Origin of the sequence: Propioniciclava sp. MC1683, from assembly GCF_014164675.1 — a bacterium.
Taxonomy (GTDB): Bacteria; Actinomycetota; Actinomycetes; order Propionibacteriales; family Propionibacteriaceae; genus Propioniciclava.
This window is the reverse complement of record NZ_JACJFX010000014.1, coordinates 17,453-41,110: the sequence shown is the minus strand read 5'-3', so window position 1 is coordinate 41,110 and position 23,658 is coordinate 17,453. Positions and strand designations below refer to the sequence as shown.

Below are 23,658 nucleotides of genomic sequence, written 5' to 3'. Positions count from 1 at the left end.
GCCTTGATGTTCCTCCTCGTCAGCGTCCTCGGCGGGGTCCTCGTGGCCGGTGTCGCCGTGCCCGCGGCAGGAGTGACCGCCGAACTCGCCAAGGTCAGCGCCAACGCGCTGCAGGCGCTGCCGAAGGACATCGAGACGCCTCCCCCCGCCGAGGGGTCGACGGTGCTCATGGCCGACGGGACGGTCCTGACCAACTTCTTCGACGAGAACCGTGCCTACGTGCCGCTGTCGGAGATCTCCGACACCATGAAGCAGGCCCAGATGGCCGTGGAGGACCAGCGCTTCTACCTCCACGGCGCCCTGGACCTCCGCGGCACGCTGCGCGCCCTCGTGCGCACCTCCAGCGGCAACCTGCAGGGCGGGTCGACCCTCACCCAGCAGTACGTGAAGCTGGCCCTGCTCGACAAGGCCGTGGCCGACAACGACGCCGAGGGCATCGCCGCCGCCTACGACCGCACCTTCGCCCGCAAGCTGCTCGAGCTCCGCTATGCGATCGCGCTGGAGGAGAAGCTCAGCAAGGACGAGATCCTCGAGCGCTACCTGAACCTGTCTTACTACGGCGCCGGCGCCTACGGTGTCGAGGCTGCCGCCAAGCGCTACTTCAACGTCTCGGCCAAGGACCTCGACCTGACCCAGTCGGCGATGCTCGCGGGCCTCGTCCGCAACCCGGCCACGTCCGACCCCATCCGTTACCCCAAGATCGCGCTCGAGCGCCGCAACAACGTCCTCGACGCCATGCTGGGCCAGGCCGACACCCCTGACGTGTGGCACTTCATCCCGCCCGTGACGAAGGCCCAGGTGGCGGCGGCGAAGGAGACCGGCTTCGACCCGGCCCAGGTCACCGAGACCCCGCACGGCTGCGTGGCCTCCGAGTTCCAGAACCTGTGCAACGTCGTGCTGAACGTGCTCAAGTCCATGCCGAGCCTCGGGCCCGACCCCGCCGCCCGCGAGCGCCTGATCAAGCGTGGCGGCCTCACGATCCAGACCGAGATCGACGGCCGCACCCAGCGCGCGGCGCAGGAGGCCGTCTCCGAGTACGTCCACCCCACCGACCCCGCGATCGGCCTGATGGTCATGATCGAGCCGGGCACCGGCCTCATCAAGGGCATGGCCCAGAGCCGGCCCAACATCGGCACCAACCCCGGTGAGACCTACCTGAACTACACCGTCGAGCGGGACCTGGGCGGTGCCGCCGGCTTCTTCGGCGGGTCCACCTACAAGATGTTCGTGCTCGCCGCCGCGATCGCCAAGGGCTACCCCACGAGCCGCACCTACGACGCACCCAAGGTCAAGGATTGGCACAACGAGGTGTTCAGGAGCTGCTCCGGCCCGTTCACCTTCAAGGGTGAGAAGAACTCGTGGCGGGTCACCAACGCCGGGGGCGGCGGGGAGTTCGACATGTACTCGGGCACCAAGAACTCGGTGAACAACTACTTCGTCGCGCTAGAGCAGGACGTCGGCATCTGTGACTCGATCAAGATGGCCGAGACCCTGGGCCTGAAGATCCAGTACGCCCCGAAGAAGGGTGGCGGGTACCAGACGATCGAGGACGTGTCGCACAACCCGTCGTTCACCCTGGGCACCGCCGAGTCGTCGCCGATCTCGCTGGCCAACGCCTACGCGACCCTGGCCGCCCGCGGCATGCGCTGCGACCCGATCCTGCTGAAGTCGGTCGTGAACAAGGCCGGCAAGGAGTTCGAGGTCCCGCAGGCGAACTGCCAGCAGGTCATCCCGCAGGAGATCGCCGACCGCATCAACGACGTCATGAAGGGCCCCTTCAACGGTGGTACGGCGTCGCGGTCGCGGATCCCAGGCTACGACCTCGCAGGCAAGACCGGTACGGACGGGCGCAACACCAAGGCGATCTGGCTGGTGGGCTACACCCCGAACCTGGCCGGCGCCGCGATGATCGGCATCGACCGCGAGCACGAGCGCTTCAAGGGGATCAAGGACGAGGACCGCCGCCTCCAGGGCGTCCGGATCCGCGACAACACGTACACGCTGAGCGGCAGCTCGGGCCGCGAGGCCGGCCAAGGCATCTGGCTGCCTGCGATGCGGGCCGCGCTGGAGGGCATGCCGCGCGACAAGTTCGTGCCGCCGACGAAGTACACCCCGCCGACGGTCGACGTGCCGAGCTGCTCCCGCATGGGCCTGAACGAGTGCCGCGCGGTGCTGCAGGAGGCCGGCTTCGGAACCTCGATCAGCCGGCAGGAGAACGCCAAGCCCGCCGGCACCTTCCTCGGCATCTCGCCGCGGGACCGCGCGCCGCAGTTCAGCACCATCCGCCTGCTGGTCTCGTCCGGCCCGGCCCCCAAGCCCGAGCACAAGCCGGAGCCGACGCCCGACCCGACCAGCGCCCCGCCCTCGTCGGAGCCGCCCAGCGAGCCCCCGCCGGCTGAGCCGCCCAGGGGCCGCGGGTGATCGGCCGCCTCGCCGCCGGCGCGGCGGCCGTCGGCGCGGGCTGCCTCGCGTACGGCATCGGGATCGAGCGCACCGCGTTCCAGGTGCGACGCTTCCCGGTGGCGGTCCTGCCCCCGGGGGCCGACCCGATCCGGCTGCTGCACGTGTCCGACATCCACCTGCTCCCCCGGCAGACCCGCAAGCGGGACTTCCTCCGCGGGCTCGCGGGCCTGCAGCCCGACGTGGTCGTGACCACCGGGGACAACATCTCCTCGTCCGACGCGGTCGAGCCGCTCATCGACTCCCTCGGACGCCTCGTCGAGGTCCCGGGCGTGTTCGTGTTCGGCTCCAACGACTTCGAGCTGCCCCGGTTCAACCTGCCGGTGAAGTACCTGCTCGGGTCGTCCAAGCCGAGCAAGCGCACCCCCGACCCCCTGCCGACGGACGCCCTCCGCGCGGCCCTCGAGGGCATCGGGTGGACCTACCTGGAGGAGCGCCGGGCCGAGCTCGAGGTGAACGGCCAGAAGCTGCGCTTCCGCGGCACCGGCGACGCCCACCACGGTCGGGACGACTACCCGGCCGTCGTGGGGCCGGCGTCCGATGACGCGGTCGAGATCGGCGTCACGCACGCCCCCTACCTCCGGATCCTCGACGCCATGACCGCCGACGGGGTGGGGCTGGTCCTGGCCGGCCACACGCACGGCGGCCAGGTCTGCATCCCGGGCCGCGGGGCGATCGTCACCAACTGCGACCTGCCGCCCGAGAAGGCGAAGGGCCTCTTCGAGCACAGCGCCGGCGGGCGGACCGCGCAGGTCCACGTCTCCGCCGGGGTCGGCATGTCGCCGTTCGCCCCCTACCGGTTCGCGTGTCCGCCCGAGGTCACCCTCCTGACCCTGACGCCGCGCTCGGACGCGATGTGAGATTCCACCCGGCGTGGGATATGCTCTTCCTCGGCCCTCGAGGCCATCGGGGTGTGGCGCAGCTTGGTAGCGCGCATCGTTCGGGACGATGAGGTCGCAGGTTCAAATCCTGTCACCCCGACCACGAAGGGCCGGATCCACGCAGGTGGATCCGGCCCTTCGGCGTCGTCGTCCGCTCAGCGGATCGGGATCGGCTCGTACATCGCGGGCTCGTCCTCGGGGAACAGGGCGGTCGGGCCCCAGACCCAGTCGGTGAACGCCCACTCGTGCGGGTCGAGGCCGTCGAAGACGGCGTTGCGCGCGAGGCGCTCCTCGTCACGCAGGTGCCACAGCTCGCCCCAGACCCGGCCGGTGGTCAGGATCCGGCGGCAGTGCTCGGGGCGCACCGCGTTGTAGGCGGCCAGGGTGGCGTCCCAGTCGACGGTGCCGTCCTCGCCGCGGTCGCGCCACATCAGCGGCAGGCCCTTCTGCACCTGCTCGCAGGTCTCGGCGAAGGCGGAGTCCATCTCGTCGGGGGTCCCCCAGTCGTCCTGGCCGGCGAGGGCCTTGGGCGACTCGAAGACCGCGACCTGGTTGAACATCTCGCCCGCGCGCAGGGCGTACTGCACGAAGTGGCAGCCGGGGCCGACGTAGACCTGGACGGCGTCGGGGTCGATGTCGTTCTCGGCGGCGAGCTCGATCGGCACGGCGCCGCGGTAGGCGACGTAGGCCGAGCTGACGGGCTCGTCCTGCACGATCGAGGCGCGCGCGACCGAGTGGATGCCGTCGGCGGCGATCACCACGTCGGCCTCGTCGGTAGAACCGTCGTCGAACGTGACCCGGGCGCCGCCGTCGACGTTGACGTACGCGACGGCCTTCATGCCGCCGTGCAGCTCGACGCCCTGGCGCTGTGCGGCGCGCAGGAAGATGCCGTGCAGGTCGGAGCGGTGGATCACCATGTAGGGCGTCCCGTAGCGCTCCTCCACCCGGCGCAGGTCGAGGTGGATGAGCTCGCGGCCGTCCACGGCGTCCTTCATGACCATGCGGTCGGGGACGACGCCGAGGCGCTTGGCCTCGTCGAGCAGGCCCAGGTCTTCCAGGATCCGGGTGCAGTTCGAGGCGATCTGCATGCCGGCCCCGACCTCGCCGAACTCGCGCTGGCGCTCGTACAGCTTGACCGTGAGGCCCTTCTGGGTGAGGGCGGTGGCCGCGGCGAGTCCGCCGATGCCGCCCCCGATGATGAGCACGTCGGCGCGCTTGCCGGACGTGAACTCCTGGACCTCGGTGCCCTCACGGCGGGCGTTGACGTCCATCGTCTCGTTGGACTGAACCTCTTCGCACGTCGGGCGGGCTGGCGATCCTCGCCGAGCTCACCGACGAGGAGGTCCTGGCCCTCTACGCGCAGGCGCCTGAGGGACCAAGGGCTGTCCGAGCGCGGCGTGCTCGCGCTCGGGCACGCCATTCACGACCCCGACGGGGTCGCGATCGCCTCCCTGGGCATCGCGATGCCGGCCAGCCGGTTCGAGCCGCCGATGGTGCGTCCGATGGTCGCGACGTTGCGCAAGGCCGCCCGCGAGATCCAGGGACGCCTCGCCGAGGAGGCCTAGCCGGCCGCCTTCTCCAGGGCGTCGAGGAGGACGGTGAGCTCCTGCGTCCGGCGCTCGAGCGGGGCGAACAACCCGTCGGCCCAGTCGAAGAAGGAGTTCAGGTTGAGCTCGGCCCGGGTCACGGTCATCGAGAAGTTGGCCAGCACGAGGCGCCAGTTCTCGATCGCGCGCACGCCGCCCACCGAGCCGTAGCCGACCAGGGCGGCGGTCTTGCCGACCTACTCCTGCCCGAGGCTGTCGACGGCGTTCTTGAGCGCCCCCGGGACGCCGTGGTTGTACTCGGGCGTCACGAAGATGTACGCGTCGCACGCGTCGATGGCGTCGCTCCACGCCTGCACGCGCTCGTCGTCGTAGGACTTCTTCGCCCTCATCGGGTGCGTGTTGGTGGTCAACAGCGGCACGTCGAACGCCTTGAGGTCGATGAGCTCGTAGGTCGCCTCCCGACCGGCGGCCCCCTTGGCCACCCAGTTCGCCACGGCCTCGCCCGCGCGCCCGTCGCGCACCGAGCCCAGCACGATCCCCACCTTCATGCGTGTTCCCCCTCGTCAGTCAGCCGATGACCGCCACGGCGTCCGCGTCGGTCCTCACCCCGACCGTGGCCGACCCGATCTTCTCCGGCAGGCGAAGCTCCGCCTTCTGGCCGCTGGGGAGCAGGACGGTGACGGAGACGTAGCCACGGCGTCCGCGCTGTTCACGCACCGCGACCTGCAGCCCGTTCGGGTCGACCGACAGGCTCTCGGGGCCGAGCGCGACGACGTGGCGGGCTGCGAGCTCGCCGAGGCCGAGGGCGTCCGCGTCGACCTGGGTGAGGAACGTCGAGTAGCCGAGGAAGGTGGCCACGTCGGCGCTCGCCGGGCGCCGCCACAGGGCGTCGGGTGTGTCGAGCTGCAGCAGCTGGCCGTCGGCGAGGATCGCGACGCGGTCGGCGAGGGCAAAGGCCTCGTCCTGGTCGTGCGTGACGTGGACGGCGGTCGTGCCGGTGCGGCGCAGCACCTCGCCGAGCACCTCGACCAGGTGCTCGCGCAGGCCCCGGTCGAGGGCCGAGAGCGGCTCGTCGAGCAGGAGCAGGCGGGGGGCGGGGGCGAGCGCGCGGGCCAGGGCGACGCGCTGGGCCTGGCCGCCCGAGAGCTCGGTGACCTTGCGGTCCTGGTAGCCGGGCAGGCCGACGAGCTCGAGGAACCGGTCGACCACCTCGGGTCGGCGCCCGCGGGGCAGCTTGTGCAGGCCGTAGGCGACGTTCTTGCCGACGGTGAGGCTCGGGAACAGCGCCGGCTCCTGGAACATCATCCCGAAGTTGCGCTTGTGGGTGGGGGTGCCGGCGAGGTCGCGGCCGTCCCAGGTGATGCGGCCCTCGGCCAGCGGCTCGAGGCCGGCGATCGCGCGCAGCAGCGAGCTCTTCCCCGAGCCCGAGGCGCCGAGCAGGGCGACCACCTCGCCGGGCGCCACGTGCAGGGACACGCCGTCGACCGCGGTGACCGTGCGCACCTCGCCCGGGGCCGGCCGCTTGGGCGGGACCCACGTGACCACGGGTCGCTTGCTCGGCGTCGTGTAGCGCTGGTCGTTGCCGGTGACGCGGTAGCGCACCACCACGTCCTCGACGCCCAGCCCGGCGCCTGCCTCGTTCACCATGTCGTGGCCTCCTCCGGCCTCATCCTCTCAGCCAACCCCATCACGACCGCGCAGCCGACCGCCAGCAGCACCGCGGCCGCCATGCCCATGCCCTGGTTCTCCAGGCCGGGGCGTCCGATCAGCCGGAACACCACCACGGGCAGGGTCGGCTCGTCGGGCCGGGCCAGGAACGACGTCGCCCCGAACTCGCCCAGGCTCGTCGCGAACGCGAACCCGGTCGCCAGCCCGAGGCCGCGGGCCACGAACGCGAGGTCGACGTCGCGCAGCACCTTGCCCGGGGACGCCCCCAGCACCGCCGCCCCCTCCCGCAGTCGGGGGTCGATGGCGCGCAGCACCGGCAGCAGGACGCGCACCACCAGCGGCAGCGCCACGATCGCCTGGGCGATCGGGACCAGCGCCATCGAGCTGCGCAGGTCCAGCGGCGGACGGTTGAGGGTGATCAGGTAGCCGAAGCCGACCGTCACCGCGCTCACGCCCAGGGGCAGCATGAAGGCGGCGTCCAGCAGGCCGAGCCCGCGGCGTCCGAGTTCGTTGCGGGGGCTGCGGGAGACGACGAGGCTGACGAGCAGGCCCAGCGCCAGGGCCAGCAGCGTGGCCACGGTGGCGGTGCGCAGGGAGTTGCCGACGGCGTCCCAGACCGGGACCGACAGCGTGCCGCCGCCGGTGGTGGCGAGGTTGCGGTAGTGGTCCAGGCCGAGGCCGGACGCCGTGGTCAGCGAGCGGAGCACCAGCGTCGAGATCGGGAACAGCAGCAGGCCCACCACGACCGCCGCGGTGAGCGCGGTCGGGAGTGCGTCGCGCCGCGGCGACCACGGCGTCTCGTTCGATGAGTCGGTGCGCAGCCGCTGCGCGCGGGCCTGCGTCGCCTGGAGCCGATTGGCGACGACGAGGCTCGCGCCCACCACGACGAGCTGCACGATCGACAGTGCCGCGGCGCCGCCGAGGTCGAGCAGTTGGGCGGTGAGGAACCAGATCTCGGTCTCGATCGTGCCGTAGCCGGCGCCGCCCAGCACCATCACGACGCCGTACGCCGACGCGCAGAACAGGAACACCAGGGCGGCCGCGGAGAAGATCGCCGGGGCCAGGGCGGGGAGGGTGACGGTGAGGAAGACACGGGCGGGCGAGGCGCCGAGCACGGACGCCGCCTGCTCGGTCCGCGGGTCGAGGGAGGCCCACAGGGCGCCCACCGTGCGGACGACGAGCGCGTAGTTGAAGAACACCAGGCTGGCGACGATGATCGCGAAGCTCTCGTCGAGGCCGAGGTGGCCCAGCGGCCCGGTCGAGATGACCAGGCTCTTGAACGCGACGCCGACCACCACGCTGGGCAGCACGAACGGGATCGTCACGATCGCGCGGACCAGCCAGCGCCCCGGGAACCGGGTGCGGTAAAGCACCCAGGCCCCCGGGACGCCGAGCAGGACCGACATGACGGTGCCGGCGGCCGCCTGCGCGAGGGTCGTGGTGATGACGCGCCACGTCCGCGGTTCGGAGAAGACCTGCTGGAAGCCCTCGAGCGAGAAGGCGCCGTCGGGGAAGAACCCTCGGGCCACCAGCGTGGCGACCGGCCAGGCGAAGAACACGCCGAGGAACGCCAGCGGGACCGCCCCCGCCAGCGTCCACCCGACGCGCCTGGTCACCTTGGCCGACCCAGCCGACTCAGCCGACGACGGTCGAGGTCCAGGTGCGGATCCAGCTGTCGCGCTGCCCCGCGATCTCGGGGGCCGGGACCGTGAAGGGGCTGTCGCTCAGCGGGGCGAACTGCACCCACTCGGCGGGCAGCTCGGTGCTGCGGACGGCCGGGTACATGTACATCTCGCCGGGGATGTCGGCCTGGACCTCGGGGCTGAGCAGGAACTCGATGAACTCCCCCGCGCCCTCGGGGTTGGCCGCGCCCTCGATGACGCCCGCGTACTCGACCTGGCGGAAACAGGTGCCCAGCAGGCTCTGGGTCGGGGCCTTGCCGTCGACGACCTCGAAGGCCGGCGAGGTGGAGTAGCTCAGCACGAGCGGGCGGGGGCCCTTGCCGGCGGAGCCGGAGAACTGGACGGAGTAGGCCTCGGTCCAGTCCTTGGCGACGAGCACGCCGTTGTCCTTCAGCTGCTTCCAGTAGTCGACCCAGCCCTCGCCCTTGGCGCCGACCGTCGCGGTCAGGAAGGCCAGCCCGGGCGAGCTGGAGGCCGGGTTCGAGACGACCAGGAGGTCCTTGTACTCGGGCTTGACCAGGTCGTCGAGCGTGGCGGGGATCGCCTTGCCGTTCGCCTCGAACCACGCGGTGTCGGCGTTGAGGCACACGTCGCCGAAGTCGATCGGGGTGAGGCGGTGGCTGTCGTCGGCCTTGAGCGCCTCGGCGTCGGCGGCCGGGATCGTCGTGGCCTCGTAGGGCGCCACCACGCCCTCGTCGAGCGCGCGCCCGGCGAAGGTGTTGTCGATGCCGAACACGACGTCGCCCAGCGGGGAGTCCTTGGTCAGCACGAGCTGGTTGGTCACGGTGCCGGCGTCGCCGGGGGCCACGAAGGTCACGTCGAGGCCGGAGTCGGCCTCGAACTTCGCGATCAGCTCCTCGCCCAGGTTGAACGAGTCGTGCGTGACGACCGTGAGCTTGCCGTTGCTCGCGGGCGCCTGGCTGGTGGCCGCCGGGGTCTGGCCCGGGGCGTCCGGCGTGTTGGCCGGGGTCGCGGTCGGCGACGCCACACAGGACGCCAGCGCCAGGCTCCCGACCGCCGCCGCGGCGACGGCGAGGGTGGTACGACGGATGGTCGGCATGGTTGTTCCTCCTTCTCGGAGGGGACGGCCACGGTGGCCGAATGAGATCTCGACTCCCTACGCCGGTGCTAACCGGATCAGGTTCGAGGGTCTGCGGTGCTCCGCACTCTCAGCGCCCCCTCGGGCGCTCCCCTGTCTGGGGGCAAGAATACCCCGGACGCCGAAGGCACGGCCCTGATCACCCAGGGCTCGGACCGAACTCATGCACCGGCATGAGTCTGTCCCGGAATCAGGTCAATCCCGATGCCTGTGCCATGCCACGGCATGAGTTCGGTCCGCACGAGACAAGGGATACCGGACCCGGGCCGGGGGCTGGGGGCTGGGGGCTGGGGGGCGACTTGCTAGCGGGCGCCGACCAGTCCGTCCACGGCGGCGAAGATCCGCTCACGCACCTCGTCGACGGAACCGATGGCGTCGACATCGAGCACGATGCCCCGATCGCGGTACAGCGCGATCACGTCGGCCGTCTGGGCGTGGTAGACCTCGATCCGGTGGCGGATCGAGTCGGCGTTGTCGTCGTCGCGGCCCTGCTCCTGCGCGCGTTTCAGCATGCGCGCCACCAGCACCTCGGGGTCGGCGACCAGCGCGATCACGGCGTCCAGTGCGGTGCCGGTCTCGGCCAGCGCGATGTCGAGCGCCTCCACCTGGGCGGCCGTCCGGGGGTACCCGTCGAGCAGCCAGCCGCGCCGGCAGTCAGGCTCGATGATGCGCTGGAACACCAGCGACGTGGTGAGCACGTCGGGCACGAAATCGCCGCGGGCGATGATCTCGACGACGCGATCCCCCAGGGGGGTGTGGCGCTTGATGTTGTCGCGGAAGATGTCACCGCTCGAAATCGCCGGGATCGCATAGCGTTCCGCAAGGGCCGACGCCTGTGTTCCCTTGCCCGCACCCGGCGGGCCGGTGATCAACAGCCTCATCACAGCACGCTATCGCGGTGACGCCGGCGGTGCGATGAAAATCAGCGACCCGTGCCGGCGTAGACGACGGCCTGGCCGTCGGCGTCCAGGCCGAAGGCGGTGTGCACGGCGCGGACGGCCTTGTCGAGGTCCTCGACGTCGACCAGCACCGAGATGCGGATCTCGGAGGTGGAGATCATCTCGATGTTGATGCCCGCCTCGGCCAGCGCGCGGAACGCGGTGGCGGAGACGCCCGGGTGCGAGCGCATGCCGACGCCCACGACCGACACCTTGCCGATCTTGTCGTTGTAGATCAGCTCGGTGAAGCCGATGGTCGGCTGGGCCGCGCGGAGGGCGTCCATGGCCTTGTTGCCGTCGGACTGCGGCAGCGTGAACGAGATGGCGGTGGTGCCGCCCTCGACCGACACGTTCTGCACGATCATGTCGATGTTGATGTCGGCCGCCGCGACGGTGGTGAACACCTCGGCGGCCGCACCCACGCGGTCGGGCACGCCGACGACGGTGATCTTGGCCTCGTGGCGGTCGTGCGCGATGCCGGTGATGATGGGGTTCTCCACGGAATCCTCCTCGTCGATGTGCTTGACCCAGGTGCCCGGCTTGTCGGAGAACGACGACCGGACGTGCACCGGGACGTTCTCGCGGCGGGCGTACTCGACGCAGCGCAGGTGCAGGATCTTGGCGCCGTTGGCGGCCATCTCCAGCATCTCCTCGTACCGGATCTCGGGGATGCGCTGCGCACCCGGCACGATGCGGGGGTCGGCGGTGAAGACACCGTCGACGTCGGAGTAGATCTCGCAGTAGTCGGCGCCGAGGGCTGCGGCGAGCGCCACCGCGGTGGTGTCGGACGCCCCGCGGCCCAGCGTGGTCACGTCCTTCGTCGTCTGCGAGACGCCCTGGAAGCCGGCGACGATGACGACGTCACCCTCCTCCAGCGCGGTGTGGATGCGGCCGGGCGTGATGTCGATGATGCGGGCGTCGCCGTGCTTCTCGGTGGTGATGACGCCGGCCTGGCTGCCGGTGAACGAGCGGGCGGTGTGGCCGAGGTCGTTGATCGCCATCGCCAGCAGGGCCGCGCTCATGCGCTCACCCGCGGTCAGCAGCATGTCGAGCTCGCGCGGCCGCGGGCTGGGGCTGACCTCCTGGGCCAGGTCGAGCAGCTCGTCGGTGGTGTCGCCCATGGCGGACACGATCACGACGATGTCGTTGCCCTGCTCCTTGGCGTCGACGATCCGCTTGGCGACGCGCTTGATGCTGGCGGCGTCCGCCACCGACGAACCGCCGAACTTCTGTACGACACGCATGGGTGACCCCCTGTGCTCTTCCGAAAAACGACCGCGGACAACTCTGCCACGTCGCTGCTGGCTTGGGCGGGCGTCCCAGCGGCCGGGCGGCGCCTGCGCGGGCCGGTCGTGACAGGATGGGGGCGAACAGGAGGGCTGCATGACCCACGAACCGGTCCCCCAGCGGCTGTCGGACGCCGAGCGGGACGCCGCCGCCGCGATGCTGCGCGAGCACTTCGAGGCCGGACGCCTCGACGCGACCGAGTTCGACGAGCGGCTCTCGGCCGCCCTCGCCGCCCGCTACGCCACCGACTTCGCCCCGCTGTTCGGCGACCTGCCCGACCCCCGTCCCGGTGTGGGCCGGGGCCTGGCCGTCCCGCCCCCGCCCGCCCCGGCGTCCGGGTTCGGCGGAACCTTCCCGGTCCAGAAGCCGGACGCCGGCGTCCCGGCCCCGTCGGGGGGCACCGACTGGATCGGCGTCGCGCGCGGGGTGATCTGGCCCGCCGCGATCGTGCTGGCCATCTTCACCGGCAACTGGGGGCTGTTCATCATCATCGCGATCATCGGCAGCATCGCGCTGGGCCAGATCGCCAACAACCAGCGCAAGCCGCCGCCCTACCTGCCCGGACCGCCTCAGTAGGCTGGCCCCCATGCGTGGGGAGTACAAGGTTCCGGGCGGCAAGCTGGTCGCCGCCGAGGTGGAGGTGGCCGACGGCCGGATCGCGTCGGCGTTCGTGCAGGGCGACTTCTTCCTCGAGCCCGATGAGGCGCTGGAGGACATCAACGCCGCCCTCGTCGGCCTGCCCGAGACGACCTCGGCCACCGGGTTGGGCGACGCCATCGAGGCGGCCCTGCCCGAGGGGGTCGAGATGATCGGCTTCACCCCGGCCGCCGTGGGCATCGCCGTGCGGCGCGCGCTCGGCCACGCGACCAGCTGGGCCGACCACACCTTCGACCTGATCGGCCCGGTCACCATGGACCCGGCCATGCACGTCGCCCTCGACGAGGTGCTCACCAAGGAGGTGGCCGCCGGACGCCGCGGGCCCACCCTGCGCTTCTGGGACTGGGACTCGGCGCTCGTGGTCATGGGCAGCTTCCAGAGCTACGTCAACGAGATCGACCAGGAGGGCGCGGACCGGCACGGCATCCGCGTGGTGCGGCGCATCTCGGGGGGCGGGGCCATGTTCATGGAGCCCGGCAACTGCATCACCTACTCGCTGCACGCCCCGACCTCACTGGTGGAGGGGCTGAGCTTCGAGCAGAGTTACGCGTTCCTCGACGACTGGGTGATGACGGCCCTGGCCGACGTGGGCATCCAGGCGCGCTACGTGCCGCTGAACGACATCGCCTCCGAGAAGGGCAAGATCGCGGGCGCCGCACAGAAGCGGTTCGCGTCCGGTGCGGTGCTGCACCACGTGACGATGGCCTACGACATCGACGCCGACAAGATGCTCGACGTGCTGCGGATCGGCCGGGAGAAGATGTCCGACAAGGGCACCAAGTCGTCCAACAAGCGGGTCGACCCGATGCGCTCGCAGACCGGCCTCCCCCGCGACGAGATCATCGCCCGCTTCATGGCCTCGTTCGCGGCGACCCACGCCACGCGTCCGGGCAGCTACACCGACGCCGAGCTCGAGGCCGCGCGCGAGCTGATGGAGACCAAGTTCCTCACCGAGGCCTGGACGCACCGGGTCCCCTGAGCGCGCAGGCCAGCTGAGCACAGGAAGGGGGGCGCCCCCTCACGGGCGCCCCCCTTCGCTGTGGCTGCGTCAGTTGCGACGCGGGTTGGCCGGGTCGTCCGGGCCGTCGAGGACCTCCTCGATCGGGCCGCGGCCGTCACGGTCGCTGTCCAGCAGCGGGCCGTCGTCGTAGGCGCGGTCGCGGTCGTAGGTCACGTCGCGGTCGTGGGCGGCGTCGCCGCCGTGCGGGTCGAGGCCCACGTCGCCGCGGCGGTCGCCGACGGAGCCGTCGGGCCCGTCCAGGACCTCGCCCACCGGTCCACGTTCGTCACCGTCACGGTCGAACATCGAACGGTCGTCGGCGACACCGCGGTCGCCGAGCACGCTCTCGTCCTCCCAGCGGCGGGTGCGGAGCTGGTCGGCGCCCAGCGCGGCAGCGCTGCCGACGCCGTAGTAGGAGTACAGCTCGTCCTCCTGGGCGCGGTCGAGGTGCCCGTCCTCGTCGACGTTCGGGGCGTCCTTGATCCGGTCCTTGTCGTGCGCGAGCACGAGGCGGTCGTCGCCCTCGAAGCGGGATCCCTCAAGAGGGACGAAGCTGGTGCGCAGCCCGAAGAAGCCGGTGTTCACGGTGACCCACATGGGCTGGCCGGTCTGGTCGTCCAGGTAGACCTCGCCGACGTTGCCGATGCGGTCCCCGGACTGGTCGTAAGCCACAGCACCACGGATCCGGTCGATGTCCATCTCGTTGTACATGTTGCATCCTTCCGTTGGGATGCATCCAGCCTTGCGGGAGGGCACAGGGCGCCGCCTCACCCCCACGGGGGAACCGGACTCAGGCGTCCGGGTCCGCGCTCTCCTCGACGTTGTCGTCGTGCTCGCGGCCCGCCCCGGGAGGCCCGTCGGGGTTCTGCTGGGCGTGCGCCCGGCGGCCGGTGGGGTCGTCGACGTCCTGCGCGCTGCGCAGGGCCATGTCGGGGTCCGCGTTACCCGGATCCTCGATGGTCTCGGTCACCTCGTCGGCGGGGATGTCGCTGCTCATGCGGCCAGTCTCCCCCAGCGAGGTGCCCCCGACAAGGTCGAACGCGGAGGACGCCTCAGGCCTTGACGAGCGCGAACGACAGGCCCAGTTCCTCGTCGGTCACGACGGTGCCGGTCGGCTCCCCCTCGACGATCGAGGTGGCCAGCACCTCGTCGGCCACGAGACCGGACGCCTCGCGCAGGGCCTCGCCGAGCTCGCCGCCGGCCGCCCAGGTCAGGGAGATCCGGTCGGAGACCTCGAGGCCCAGCCGCTTGCGGGCGTCCTGCACCATGCGGACGACCTCGCGGACCATGCCCGCGCGCACCAGCTCGGGGGTCAGCTCGAGGTCGAGGGCGACGGTCTCGCCCTGCTCGTTGACGACCGACCAGCCCTCGCGCGGGCGCTCGGACACGATCACCTCGTCGGCGGTCACCACGGTGCCGCCCTCCCAGTCCACGGTGGCCTCGCCGGTGACGGACAGGGAGGCGGCCAGAGCCGCGGCGTCCGCGTCGGCGATCGCCTGCGCGACCTTCGGGGTGTCCTTTCCGAACCGCTTGCCCAGCGCGCGGAAGTTGCCCTTGGCGGAGTGGTCGACCAGGTCCCCCGCCGAGGCGAACGACTCCACCGCCCCGACGTTCAGCTCGGCGGCGATCTCGGCCACGAGCTCGTCGGTCAGCCGCGCGAAGGACGCCGAGGGCACCAGCACGCGGCGCAGCGGCTGGCGGGTCTTGACCTGCGCCTCGGAGCGGGCGCCGCGACCGAGCTCGACCAGGCGCCGGGTCAGGCGCATGGACGCCACCAGCTCGGGGTCGGAGGCCTCGGCGTCCACGGTCGGCCACGAGGCGAGGTGCACCGACTCGGGCGCGCCCGGGACGGCGGCGACCACGAGGTCCTGCCACACGCGCTCGGTGATGAACGGCGCCATCGGGGCCATGAGGCGGGTGACGGTGTCGATGGTCTCGTGGAGGGTCCACAGGGCCGAGGGCTCGCCGTCCCAGAAGCGGCGCCGCGAGCGGCGCACGTACCAGTTGGAGAGGTCGTCGACGAACTCCGACAGGAGGGTGCCGGCGCGCTGGGTGTCGAAGACCTCCAGCGCCTCGGTCACGTCGCGGACCAGGTCGTTGCGCACGGCGACGAGCCAGCGGTCCATGACGGGGCGCTCGGCCACCGCCGGGGCCGCGCCGTTGGGCGTCCAGTTGTTGGTGCGGGCGTACAGCGACTGGAAGCTGACCGCGTTCCAGAACGTCAGCAGCACCTTGCGGACGGTCTCCTGGATCGTCGTGTGGCCCACGCGCCGCGAGGCCCACGGCGAGCCGCCGGCGACCATGAACCAGCGCACGGCGTCGGCCCCGTGCTGGTCCATGAGCGGGATCGGCTCGAGGATGTTGCCCAGGTGCTTGGACATCTTGCGGCCGTCCTCGGCCAGGATGTGGCCCAGGCAGAGCACGTTCTTGAAGTCGGACTGGTCGAAGACCAGCGTGCTGACGGCCATCTGGGAGTAGAACCAGCCACGGGTCTGGTCGATGGCCTCGCAGATGAAGTCGGCCGGGAACGCCTGCTCGAAGCGTTCCTTGCTGCCCTCGACCCACGGGTAGCCCCACTGGCCGAACGGCATCGAGCCCGAGTCGTACCAGGCGTCGATGACCTCGGGCACGCGGTGCGAGGGCTTGCCGCAGGTCGGGCAGCCGAACGTGATGTCGTCGACGAACGGGCGGTGCGGGTCGAGCTCGTCGAGGTCTTGGCCGGCGAGCTTGCCCAGCTCGGCGAGAGAACCCACACAGACCTGGTGGTCGTCCTCGCAGCGCCAGATGGGCAGCGGGGTGCCCCAGTAGCGCTTGCGGCTCAACGCCCAGTCGACGTTGTTGTTCAGCCAGTCGCCGTAGCGCCCGTGCTTGATGTGGTCGGGGTACCAGTTGGTCTTCTCGTTCTCGCGGACCAGCGCGTCCTTGATCGCGGTCGTGCGGATGTACCACGACGGCTGCGCGTAGTAGAGCAGCGTGGTGTGGCAACGCCAGCAGTGCGGGTAGCTGTGGTCGTAGTCGAGCACGCGGAACATCAGCCCGCGCTGCTGCAGGTCGGCGACGAGCGCCTTGTCGGCGGTCTTGAAGAACTGCCCACCCACCATCGGAACGTCGGGCGCGAAGGTGCCGTCGGGGCGGATCGGGTTCACCATCGGCAGCCCGTAGGCGCGGCAGGTGATCATGTCGTCCTCACCGAAGGCGGGCGCCTGGTGCACGAGGCCGGTGCCGTCCTCAACCGTGACGTACTCGGCGTTGACGACGTAGTGCGTGCCGCCGACGACGTCGGGGAACTCGACCAGCTCGAACGGACGCTGGTAGCGCCAGCCCTCCATCTCCTTGCCGGAGAAGGACGGGCCCAGCTTCCAGTCCTCGCCGAGCACCTTCTCGGCGAGCGGCTCGGCGATGACGAGCGTGTCGTCGTCCTTCGAGGCGACCACGTAGGTGACGTCGGGGTGCGCGGCGACGGCGGTGTTGGAGACGAGCGTCCAAGGCGTGGTCGTCCAGACGAGCAGGTCGGCCTTGCCCTCGAGCGGGCCGCTGGTCAGCGGGAAGCGGACGTAGACCGACGGGTCGGTGACGTCCTCGTAGCCCTGGGCGAGCTCGTGGTCGGACAGCGTCGTGCCGCAGCGGGGGCAGTAGGGGGCGACGCGGTAGTCCTCGACCAGCAGGCCGGCGTCGTGGATCTGCTTGAGGCTCCACCACACCGACTGCACGAACTCGGGGCTCATGGTCCAGTAGGCCTCGTCCATGTTCACCCAGTAGCCCATGCGCTCGGTGAGACCGGTCCAGGCGTCGACGTGGCGGGTGACCGACGCGCGGCAGCGCTCGTTGAACGCCTCGACGCCGTAGGCCTCGATGTCGGCCTTGCCGGAGAAGCCGAGCTCCTTCTCGACGGCGAGCTCGACGGGCAGTCCGTGGCAGTCCCACCCGGCCTTCCGGTCGACGCGGAAGCCCTGCATCGTCTTGAAACGCGGGAACACGTCCTTGAAAGCGCGCGCCTCGATGTGGTGGGTGCCCGGCATGCCGTTGGCGGTGGGCGGGCCCTCGTAGAACGTCCAACGGGGGCCGTCGGCGGTCTGCGCCAGCGACTTGCTGAAAGTGTCGTTGTCGCGCCAGAACGCGAGCACGTCGTGCTCCAGCGCCGGCAGGTCGACCTGCGGCGCGACGGCGTTGTACCCGGGCTGGGTGGTCATGTGGTCCCTCTTCGTCTCGTCCCGTTGGCTGAGCCTGTCGAAGCTCCAGCCTGTCGAAGCCGAAGGGACGAGGCGAACCCCGCGGTACCACCCTTCTTGGGTCGTCGACTCTCAGTTGCCTGAGCTTGTCGCTGCCTGAGCTTGTCGAAGGCCCCACTCTTGCTCGCCGCGGCCGGTTCTAGTGAGGCCTCCGCTCGTGGTTGAGCTTCGAGACCCGTTCTTCCGGCAGCTCCGGGGTGATGGCCCCATCGACGCCGTGCGACGCGCGTCAGTGTACATGGGTGCGCTGGCAGGATGGTCGCGTGGACCTCCTGCTCTGGGCACTGCTCACCATCGGCGCGCTGGTCGTGGTCGGGTCGTACTTCCTGGTGCGCAAGCTGCCCCGCGACATCCGCCCGGTGGCCATCGTGCCGCTGGTGGTGGTGTTCGTCGGGTTCATCATCGGCGCGCTCGCGCTGGCGGGGGTGTTCGGCTGACGATCGAGGCGGCCGCGTGCCCGAGGCGTCCGCCGTTTGCGTCACGCCCTTGGGGTGCCGCGGCACTCAGGCGGCGTGATCCTCCTCGCGGTCAGCCCGCCGCACCCGCCCGTGGCTGCTCGTGGATGGCCCGCGCGACCTGGTCGAGGAACTTGTCGGGGCACACCCGCAGTCCGAGGACGGGAATCTGGAAGCTCCGCATCGCGCGGTTGCCGAGGGCCAGGTCGTTGAACCGGAGGGCGTCATCGATCCCCGCCGTGCCCTGGAAGTGCTGGGCGCCCTGGATCTCGACGTGCAGGTTGAACTTGTCCCAGAAGACATCGAGGTACACGCGGCCGTGCGTGCCCGATCGCAGGACCTGGCGCGACGGCTCAGGCAGCCCCCGACGTCGACACAGCGCAGCGAAGTCGAGTTCCGACAGTGACTGCGCCCCGTTGCAGACGTCGGCGATGACGCCGTCGAGCACGGATCGCCGATGGGCGTACCCGGTGCGCTCCCAGCGGGCGAGCACGGCCGTGGGGTGGACGAGTCGTTGTTGCACCGCCATGGCCACGATCGTCGCCGCCTGCCGATCGGTGGACGCCCACTGCGCGGCCCGCACGACGGCCAGGTCGGCCCGTGTCCGGCGCAGGCCGATCTCCACAAAGTCGCCTATGTCTCACGCACTTGGTGGTGCCTGACGCCGGCGATCGCGCGCACCCGGCGGTTGTGGGCGACGGTGACGTCGAGGAGTTCCTCGTTCCAGTTCTTCAACCCCCAGGCGAACAGCGACGTCACACCGTCGAGCACGGCACTGGCCCCCGATTCCCACAGTGCCCGCCACCACAGCCCCCGCCCGGTGGGTGCATCGCTGGTGATCGACACCGTGTGCTTGCCCGCCGGGTGCCACAGGCCCCCCTCGATCGCGCTGCGCACCTGGCCGCGCGTGAGAGCGGCCCGATGGAGCATCGCGTACGTGACGACGCCATCGTGCGGGGCGGCCAACCGGGTCGCCAACTCGTGGCGACGCCGTGTCTCGATCCGGGCGGCGGCCGCTCGCTCGGCGCGTGTCATGGGAGATGTGATGACCCTCGATTCCATGCTGGGATCATCGGCAGTTGGCGGTGATTCCCGTCACCGAATCCTCCCCGTCCACAGGGCCAATTCGGAGGAGGAAAGTTGTCCACACGTGGCATGTCCTGCTGGCGGCGCCCCGCGCCCGAGGCGTCCGTGGATTGGATCACGCCAGACTCGCGCCGCGGCACACAGGGAGCGTGACGCAAACGGCGGACAACCCTCCGGGGCCCGCGATCAGGGGGTCAGCACGACCTTGCCCAGCACCTCGCCCGCCCCCAGCGCCGCCATCGCGGCCGGCAACGCGTCGAAACCCACCACCCGGTCGATCGGCGGTCGCATGCCGGTGCGCTCCATCAGAGACAGGACGCCCTCCAGTTCGGAGCGCGTGCCCATGGTCGAACCGATCACCCGCAACTGGAGGAAGAACACGCGGTTCAGGTCGGCCGGCGGGTTCGGACCCGACGTCGCCCCGCACACCACGACCGTCCCGCCGGGGCGCAGCGACTTCAGCGAGTGCGACCACGTCGCCTCGCCGACCGTCTCGACGACGAGGTCGACCCGTTCGGGCAGCCGCGCACCCGGCTCGAACACCTCATCGGCCCCCAGGGCCAACCCGAACTCGCGCTTGGCCTCGGAGCGCGCCGTCGCCCACACCCGGTGCCCGAGGGCTTTCGCGACCTGGATCGCCGCCGACGCCACCCCACCCGAGGTGCCCTGGACCAGCACGGTGCCCGGCTTCCACAGCCCCGAGTCGCGGGTGAGCATCCGGAACGCGGTCAGGTAGGCGGTCGGCACGCAGGCGGCCTCCTCCCACGACAGCCCCGCGGGCTTGTCGACGAGGTTCGCCTCGGGAACCGCAACCCACTCTGCGAACGTGCCTTGGTGCTGCTCCGACAGCAAGGAACGACGCGGGTCGAGGGTCTCATCACCCGACCATCCGGCCGACGAGATCACCGCGTGCACCAGCACCTCGCGTCCGTCGGCGGTGGTGCCCACGGCGTCCGTACCCAGGATCATCGGCATGCGCTCGGCCTGCAGCCCCACCCCCCGCAGCGACCACACGTCGTGGTGGTTCACCGACGCCGCACGCACCCGCACGTTCACCCAGCCGTCACCGGGAGTCGGGTCGGGCCGCTCCCCCACCACGAGTGCGGCGAGGGGATCGGCCGGATTGGCAGCTTCGACAAAGGCGGCGCGCATGGCCCCAGCGTAGGGTAGGTGGCTATCACCCACGGTCACCCTGGTAGGCCTCGCTCTGGAGAGCGTGCAGTTCCGCGAAGCGACCCCCGGTTCTCAGGAGGTCGACGGGCGTCCCCTGTTCCACGACGCGGCCGCGGTCGAGGACCACCACGCGATCGGCCATCCTGGCCGCGAGTAGCCGGTGGGTCACGAACACGACGGTGCACTCATCGCCCAACGCGCGACGCGCCTCCCCGGTCGCGAGCGATTCGACGAAGACGCGCTCGGCCTCCGGGTCGAGTGCAGAACTCGGCTCGTCGAAACACATCAGCATCGACCCCTGACGAACCAGACCCCGTGCCAACGCGAGCCGCTGCCACTGACCCTGGGAGAGATCGACGCCCCCAACCCAGCCTGTGCCGAGTTGTTGCTCCCAGCCACCGAGCAGCCCGTCCACCAGCGTGGCCGCCCCACCCAGACGCGCGGCGTCCCTCAGGTGTGCGCCATCGTCGATCCGTTCGACATCCCCGAAGCCAACCGCGTCGCGGGGCGTCAACTCGTAGCGCACGAAGTCCTGGCTGACCATCGATACGCGCTGCCGCTCGGAGGCAGGGGAACCTCCGACCTGCACGGCGCCGGACGTCGGCCGCAGCAGGCCGAGCATGAGGTTGACCAACGTGGACTTGCCCGAGCCGTTGTCCCCCAGGAGGACCACAACCTCGCCCGGCGCCAGTGTCAGGGTGACGTTGCTCAGCGCGTCGGACGACGCCCCCGGGTACCGATAGGAGGCGTGGTCGACCACAACGCCGGCCGCCATGCGGTTGGCCGGCACCCGGGCGGGCTGCGCCTCGGCGGCCGCGCGGTCCACCAGCCACAGGTAGCGGTCCATGCTGCGGATCGACCGGAGGGCCATCGTGCTGGTGAACTTGAGCATCGGGGCCACCCCGGCCAGGCGGGTCACCAGCAGGAAGGCCTGCGCGACGGCGCCCGCGGAGATGAGGCCGACGCTGGCATCGCGGATGGTGAGGACCATCGCTGCCCCCGCCGCGACGAAGAACAGGATCGACTCGGCACCTTCGAGGAGTGCCACCCTCACCCCCGTCCGCTCGGTCGGCAGCCGCCAGGCCTGCGTCACCTCTCCCAGGCGGCGCCGCAGGAGCGCGTGCATGTCGTGGACGGCGGCATCCTCGGCCGCAGAGGGGTCCGCCATTGCATCGGCGAGTTCCTCCCGCATCCGTCCCGGACGCGCCGAGTCCTGCTCAGCTCGCTGCTCCGCCCGTGCCACCCAGCGCGTGCTGAGCAGGGCCGCAGCCCCGGCGAGCAGGGGGATCGCCATCCACCACGAGGCGGTCACCGCGACCAAGATGGTCCCCATAGCGAACACCAGGTTGTTCACGACGTACAGCAGCCGGTTGATCCCCAGCCCGAGGGCGCCCTGCTCCTCGGTCAAGAGCCTGATCCGGTCGTTCACCTCGTCGTCCTGCAGGTGCTCGATCGTGGGCAACCGACCGAGGACACCCAGGATCTTCTGGTCGAATCGGAAGCCCAGACGCTCCATGAGGCGGACGCGAGCACCGACGCCCACGGCCATGAACGCCTCACCCAGACCCGCCGCGACTGCGAAGCCGAGTGCGCCCAGCACGGCACTCGTTGGGTGGTCGGAGACCAGACCGCCGACCAGCAGGCCGAGGAACACCGGGCGGCTCAACTCCAGGACTCGCCCGAGCGTTTCGACGAAGGCCAGCAGGAATGTGGCCGGAGACTCCGCCCACGCCTCGGTGACCAGCAGACGGATCGCCCTCATGACGTTCCGCCTGCGACCAAACCATCCCGCTGGGCGACGAACATCTTCGCGTAGGTCCCGCCCAGCGCCATCAGTTCGTCGTGGGTGCCCGACTCCGCGATTCGCCCCTCGTCCAGCACCACGATGCGGTCATGGTTCCGGATGCTTCCGAGCCTGTGGGTGATGGTCAATGAGGTACGACCGCGCGTACTGCTACGGAAACGCTGGAACAAGGCGTGCTCAGTGGGGAGGTCGAGGCTGGCGGTGGGTTCGTCCAGGATCAACAGACCCGCGTCCGGGTGTGTCTTGAGAAGAGATCGTGCCAAGGCCACGCGCTGCCATTGCCCCCCGGACAACTCCGTCCCGCCGTCGATTCCAGTCACGAGGGGCGTGTCCACACCTTGGGGGAGGTCCTGGACGAACTCCACCACCCCTGCGTCCTCGAGAGCCACCTCCAGTGCCGCAGGCTCGTGCTCGCGACCACCATGGACATTCTCCGCCAGCGTCAGGGGGAATCTTCCGTATCGTTGCCACACGACCGCAGCCGCGGGAGCTCCGGGCTCCGCACCGATGGCGACCCGTCCGCCCACCGGCTCCAGCAGGCCGGTCAGAACCCTGACGAGGGTGGACTTGCCCGCGCCGTTCACTCCCACGAGCGCGACCGCCTCCCCCGGTGCAATTTGGAGGGTCAGGCCATCCAAGACTGGGACCCCATCGTCATAGGCGGCCACGAGATCCTCGATCAGGATCTCGCCCGGCTGGCAGCTGGGATCGACAGGACGCTCCGGTTTCCGGGCGGCATCGACGGACTCGTCAAGGGCGTCCAGAGCTGCGACCGCCGCACCTCCCGCTCGCACCGAGAGACCGGAGTCCCCTTGGTTCCCGAACGAGGCCAGACTCGTGAGCCCGGCGACCACGGTCGCAACGGCACCGACCGAGATACGCCCCGCCCACGCATCCCACACGAGCAGGGCCAGTGCGCCCAGGTGCGCGACCATGACAGCCAGTGCGCTCCCACCCACCGCCCAGGCGCGTCCCCGCCGCATCGCCCAGACCTCTCGCATGGCTCGCAGCCACGTCTGCCGCCAACGCTCGGTCACCACCGCATGGATGCCGAACACCCTCAATTCCCGGGCCCCGGACCTCTCCACCACGAGGGTGCGGAGGTAGGCGGCCCGAGCCCGGTCCGTCCCGGTGACGTCGAGCAGGTCGTCGTCGACCGAGTCCGACCACCGGGCCGAGAGCTTGGCCGACCACAAAAAGGCGGCGGCGATGATGACCCCGACCCACCATCGCCACGTACCCACGATGATGAGGCCACCGGCGGCAGTCAGCCACATGGTCGCCACGAACACGAGACTTCCCAATGAGTCGCGAACCATCCAGCCGTCAACCGCCTCCCTGACCGCCCGGACGCGCTGGGACACCTCGGGGGATCGCAGCGCCACGGCGGCTCTCGGACGGCCCAGCAGGGAACCGATCCGGTCGTGCAGGGCCACGAGGAAGGCGGACTCCCAACGCATCACGCTCCAAGCCGTCGCGGCGTCCAGCACACTCGATGCCGCGAGCACGGCCGCATAGAGGACAGCAGCTTGGATGGCGCGTTCATATCGGCCTGCCTGGAGTTCACTGATCGTCGCACCCAGGAGCCACATGATTCCGACCGAGGCCACCGCCCCCGCCACCAGCAAGACGGGCGTGAGGACTGCCAGGGGGCGAGCAGATCGCGCGGCGAAGAAGAAGATCCGCAGCACC

At 70.7% G+C, this 23,658-nt stretch carries 22 protein-coding genes, 1 tRNA gene and 1 riboswitch; of the genes, 7 read left to right on the top strand and 16 right to left on the bottom strand.

The annotated features are described in order from the left end of the window. The first annotated feature begins 6 nt into the window (after positions 1-6). The 3 genes from H5397_RS10045 (at position 7) to H5397_RS10035 (ending at position 3,444) form a co-directional block, all read left to right on the top strand. Positions 7-2,421 (top strand): transglycosylase domain-containing protein, encoded by a 2,415-nt coding sequence (locus tag H5397_RS10045; RefSeq protein WP_182817107.1) that lies wholly within the window; start codon positions 7-9, stop codon positions 2,419-2,421. Beyond that, complete coding sequence (locus tag H5397_RS10040) at positions 2,418-3,320, top strand: metallophosphoesterase (RefSeq protein ID WP_182817105.1); 903 nt, start codon at positions 2,418-2,420, stop codon at positions 3,318-3,320. Before H5397_RS10045 ends, H5397_RS10040 begins: the two co-directional genes overlap by 4 nt. 47 nt (positions 3,321-3,367) lie before the next feature. Then, positions 3,368-3,444, top strand: a tRNA-Pro gene (locus H5397_RS10035). A 52-nt stretch (positions 3,445-3,496) separates the two neighbouring features. Here the strand turns inward: H5397_RS10035 and H5397_RS10030 are convergent. Then, on the bottom strand, positions 3,497-4,612 hold the full coding sequence (locus tag H5397_RS10030; protein WP_182817103.1) for an FAD-dependent oxidoreductase: 1,116 nt from the start codon (positions 4,610-4,612) through the stop codon (positions 3,497-3,499). A 126-nt stretch (positions 4,613-4,738) separates the two neighbouring features. On the opposite strand from H5397_RS10030, the gene H5397_RS10025 reads away from it, so the two are divergent. Beyond that, positions 4,739-4,906, top strand: a complete 168-nt coding sequence (locus H5397_RS10025; protein WP_182817101.1) for a hypothetical protein — start codon at positions 4,739-4,741, stop codon at positions 4,904-4,906. Here the strand turns inward: H5397_RS10025 and H5397_RS17670 are convergent. The 7 genes from H5397_RS17670 to H5397_RS09995 form a co-directional block, all read right to left on the bottom strand. Next, on the bottom strand, positions 4,903-5,079 hold the full coding sequence (locus H5397_RS17670; protein ID WP_220492168.1) for a hypothetical protein: 177 nt from the start codon (positions 5,077-5,079) through the stop codon (positions 4,903-4,905). The two genes, H5397_RS10025 and H5397_RS17670, sit on opposite strands and share 4 nt — an antisense overlap. A 45-nt stretch (positions 5,080-5,124) precedes the next feature. Then, entirely contained in the window at positions 5,125-5,436 is a 312-nt protein-coding gene (locus tag H5397_RS17665; RefSeq protein WP_220492167.1) for an NADPH-dependent FMN reductase, read from the bottom strand. 19 nt (positions 5,437-5,455) lie between these two features. After that, on the bottom strand, positions 5,456-6,535 hold the full coding sequence (locus tag H5397_RS10015) for an ABC transporter ATP-binding protein (protein WP_182817100.1): 1,080 nt from the start codon (positions 6,533-6,535) through the stop codon (positions 5,456-5,458). Then, positions 6,529-8,172 (bottom strand): iron ABC transporter permease, encoded by a 1,644-nt coding sequence (locus H5397_RS10010; protein ID WP_182817098.1) that lies wholly within the window; start codon positions 8,170-8,172, stop codon positions 6,529-6,531. Before H5397_RS10010 ends, H5397_RS10015 begins: the two co-directional genes overlap by 7 nt. Before the next feature lie 19 nt (positions 8,173-8,191). Continuing rightward, on the bottom strand, positions 8,192-9,298 hold the full coding sequence (locus tag H5397_RS10005) for a thiamine ABC transporter substrate binding subunit (RefSeq protein ID WP_182817095.1): 1,107 nt from the start codon (positions 9,296-9,298) through the stop codon (positions 8,192-8,194). Between the two features lie 37 nt (positions 9,299-9,335). Further along, positions 9,336-9,442: riboswitch (TPP riboswitch) on the bottom strand. 197 nt (positions 9,443-9,639) lie between these two features. Then, entirely contained in the window at positions 9,640-10,218 is a 579-nt protein-coding gene (locus tag H5397_RS10000; RefSeq protein ID WP_182817093.1) for an adenylate kinase, read from the bottom strand. Positions 10,219-10,259: 41 nt separating this feature from the next. Continuing rightward, positions 10,260-11,519 carry an aspartate kinase gene (locus tag H5397_RS09995; protein ID WP_182817091.1) on the bottom strand — a complete coding sequence of 420 codons (1,260 nt, stop codon included), beginning with the start codon at positions 11,517-11,519 and terminating at the stop codon, positions 10,260-10,262. 139 nt (positions 11,520-11,658) lie between these two features. Between H5397_RS09995 and H5397_RS09990 the strand changes: the two genes are divergently transcribed. Continuing rightward, entirely contained in the window at positions 11,659-12,138 is a 480-nt protein-coding gene (locus H5397_RS09990) for a DUF1707 domain-containing protein (RefSeq protein ID WP_182817090.1), read from the top strand. Between the two features lie 10 nt (positions 12,139-12,148). After that, the gene (locus tag H5397_RS09985) at positions 12,149-13,198 is read left to right on the top strand and encodes a biotin/lipoate A/B protein ligase family protein (RefSeq protein WP_182817088.1); all 1,050 of its coding nucleotides are present in this window, start codon (positions 12,149-12,151) and stop codon (positions 13,196-13,198) included. 69 nt (positions 13,199-13,267) lie between these two features. On the opposite strand, the gene H5397_RS17660 is transcribed toward H5397_RS09985, so the two are convergent. From H5397_RS17660 to ileS, 3 genes are all read right to left on the bottom strand, one after another. Beyond that, complete coding sequence (locus H5397_RS17660) at positions 13,268-13,930, bottom strand: PRC-barrel domain-containing protein (protein ID WP_220492166.1); 663 nt, start codon at positions 13,928-13,930, stop codon at positions 13,268-13,270. A gap of 79 nt (positions 13,931-14,009) precedes the next feature. Then, positions 14,010-14,216 (bottom strand): hypothetical protein, encoded by a 207-nt coding sequence (locus H5397_RS09975; RefSeq protein ID WP_182817086.1) that lies wholly within the window; start codon positions 14,214-14,216, stop codon positions 14,010-14,012. A 55-nt stretch (positions 14,217-14,271) separates the two neighbouring features. Next, positions 14,272-17,409, bottom strand: a complete 3,138-nt coding sequence (gene ileS / locus H5397_RS09970) for an isoleucine--tRNA ligase (RefSeq protein WP_182817084.1) — start codon at positions 17,407-17,409, stop codon at positions 14,272-14,274. A 302-nt stretch (positions 17,410-17,711) separates the two neighbouring features. On the opposite strand from ileS, the gene H5397_RS09965 reads away from it, so the two are divergent. Next, complete coding sequence (locus H5397_RS09965; RefSeq protein ID WP_182817082.1) at positions 17,712-17,885, top strand: hypothetical protein; 174 nt, start codon at positions 17,712-17,714, stop codon at positions 17,883-17,885. A gap of 91 nt (positions 17,886-17,976) precedes the next feature. On the opposite strand, the gene H5397_RS09960 is transcribed toward H5397_RS09965, so the two are convergent. From H5397_RS09960 to H5397_RS09940, 5 genes are all read right to left on the bottom strand, one after another. Beyond that, positions 17,977-18,528 carry a hypothetical protein gene (locus H5397_RS09960; RefSeq protein WP_182817081.1) on the bottom strand — a complete coding sequence of 184 codons (552 nt, stop codon included), beginning with the start codon at positions 18,526-18,528 and terminating at the stop codon, positions 17,977-17,979. Between the two features lie 8 nt (positions 18,529-18,536). Next, positions 18,537-18,938 carry a hypothetical protein gene (locus H5397_RS09955; protein WP_182817079.1) on the bottom strand — a complete coding sequence of 134 codons (402 nt, stop codon included), beginning with the start codon at positions 18,936-18,938 and terminating at the stop codon, positions 18,537-18,539. Positions 18,939-19,175: 237 nt separating this feature from the next. Beyond that, a complete protein-coding gene (locus tag H5397_RS09950; RefSeq protein ID WP_182817077.1) occupies positions 19,176-20,141 on the bottom strand; it encodes a zinc-binding dehydrogenase in 966 nt (321 codons plus the stop codon). A 25-nt stretch (positions 20,142-20,166) separates the two neighbouring features. Then, positions 20,167-21,924 carry an ABC transporter ATP-binding protein gene (locus tag H5397_RS09945; RefSeq protein ID WP_182817076.1) on the bottom strand — a complete coding sequence of 586 codons (1,758 nt, stop codon included), beginning with the start codon at positions 21,922-21,924 and terminating at the stop codon, positions 20,167-20,169. After that, positions 21,921-23,657 carry an ABC transporter ATP-binding protein gene (locus H5397_RS09940; protein ID WP_182817074.1) on the bottom strand — a complete coding sequence of 579 codons (1,737 nt, stop codon included), beginning with the start codon at positions 23,655-23,657 and terminating at the stop codon, positions 21,921-21,923. The genes H5397_RS09945 and H5397_RS09940 overlap by 4 nt, the downstream gene beginning before the upstream one ends. Position 23,658: the final 1 nt, after the last annotated feature.

What these genes read in the sequence shown, in the direction of transcription:
- H5397_RS10015 (WP_182817100.1), bottom strand. Translation starts at nt 6,535, where the DNA reads ATGGTGAACGAGGCAGGCGCCGGGCTGGGCGTCGAGGACGTGGTGGTG.
- H5397_RS09950 (WP_182817077.1), bottom strand. Translation starts at nt 20,141, where the DNA reads ATGCGCGCCGCCTTTGTCGAAGCTGCCAATCCGGCCGATCCCCTCGCC.
- ileS (WP_182817084.1), bottom strand. Translation starts at nt 17,409, where the DNA reads ATGACCACCCAGCCCGGGTACAACGCCGTCGCGCCGCAGGTCGACCTG.
- H5397_RS17665 (WP_220492167.1), bottom strand. Translation starts at nt 5,436, where the DNA reads ATGAAGGTGGGGATCGTGCTGGGCTCGGTGCGCGACGGGCGCGCGGGC.
- H5397_RS10005 (WP_182817095.1), bottom strand. Translation starts at nt 9,298, where the DNA reads ATGCCGACCATCCGTCGTACCACCCTCGCCGTCGCCGCGGCGGCGGTC.
- H5397_RS09985 (WP_182817088.1), top strand. Translation starts at nt 12,149, where the DNA reads ATGCGTGGGGAGTACAAGGTTCCGGGCGGCAAGCTGGTCGCCGCCGAG.
- H5397_RS09945 (WP_182817076.1), bottom strand. Translation starts at nt 21,924, where the DNA reads ATGAGGGCGATCCGTCTGCTGGTCACCGAGGCGTGGGCGGAGTCTCCG.
- H5397_RS10045 (WP_182817107.1), top strand. Translation starts at nt 7, where the DNA reads ATGTTCCTCCTCGTCAGCGTCCTCGGCGGGGTCCTCGTGGCCGGTGTC.
- H5397_RS10000 (WP_182817093.1), bottom strand. Translation starts at nt 10,218, where the DNA reads ATGAGGCTGTTGATCACCGGCCCGCCGGGTGCGGGCAAGGGAACACAG.
- H5397_RS17660 (WP_220492166.1), bottom strand. Translation starts at nt 13,930, where the DNA reads ATGTACAACGAGATGGACATCGACCGGATCCGTGGTGCTGTGGCTTAC.
- H5397_RS09990 (WP_182817090.1), top strand. Translation starts at nt 11,659, where the DNA reads ATGACCCACGAACCGGTCCCCCAGCGGCTGTCGGACGCCGAGCGGGAC.
- H5397_RS09955 (WP_182817079.1), bottom strand. Translation starts at nt 18,938, where the DNA reads ATGACACGCGCCGAGCGAGCGGCCGCCGCCCGGATCGAGACACGGCGT.
- H5397_RS09975 (WP_182817086.1), bottom strand. Translation starts at nt 14,216, where the DNA reads ATGAGCAGCGACATCCCCGCCGACGAGGTGACCGAGACCATCGAGGAT.
- H5397_RS10030 (WP_182817103.1), bottom strand. Translation starts at nt 4,612, where the DNA reads ATGGACGTCAACGCCCGCCGTGAGGGCACCGAGGTCCAGGAGTTCACG.
- H5397_RS09995 (WP_182817091.1), bottom strand. Translation starts at nt 11,519, where the DNA reads ATGCGTGTCGTACAGAAGTTCGGCGGTTCGTCGGTGGCGGACGCCGCC.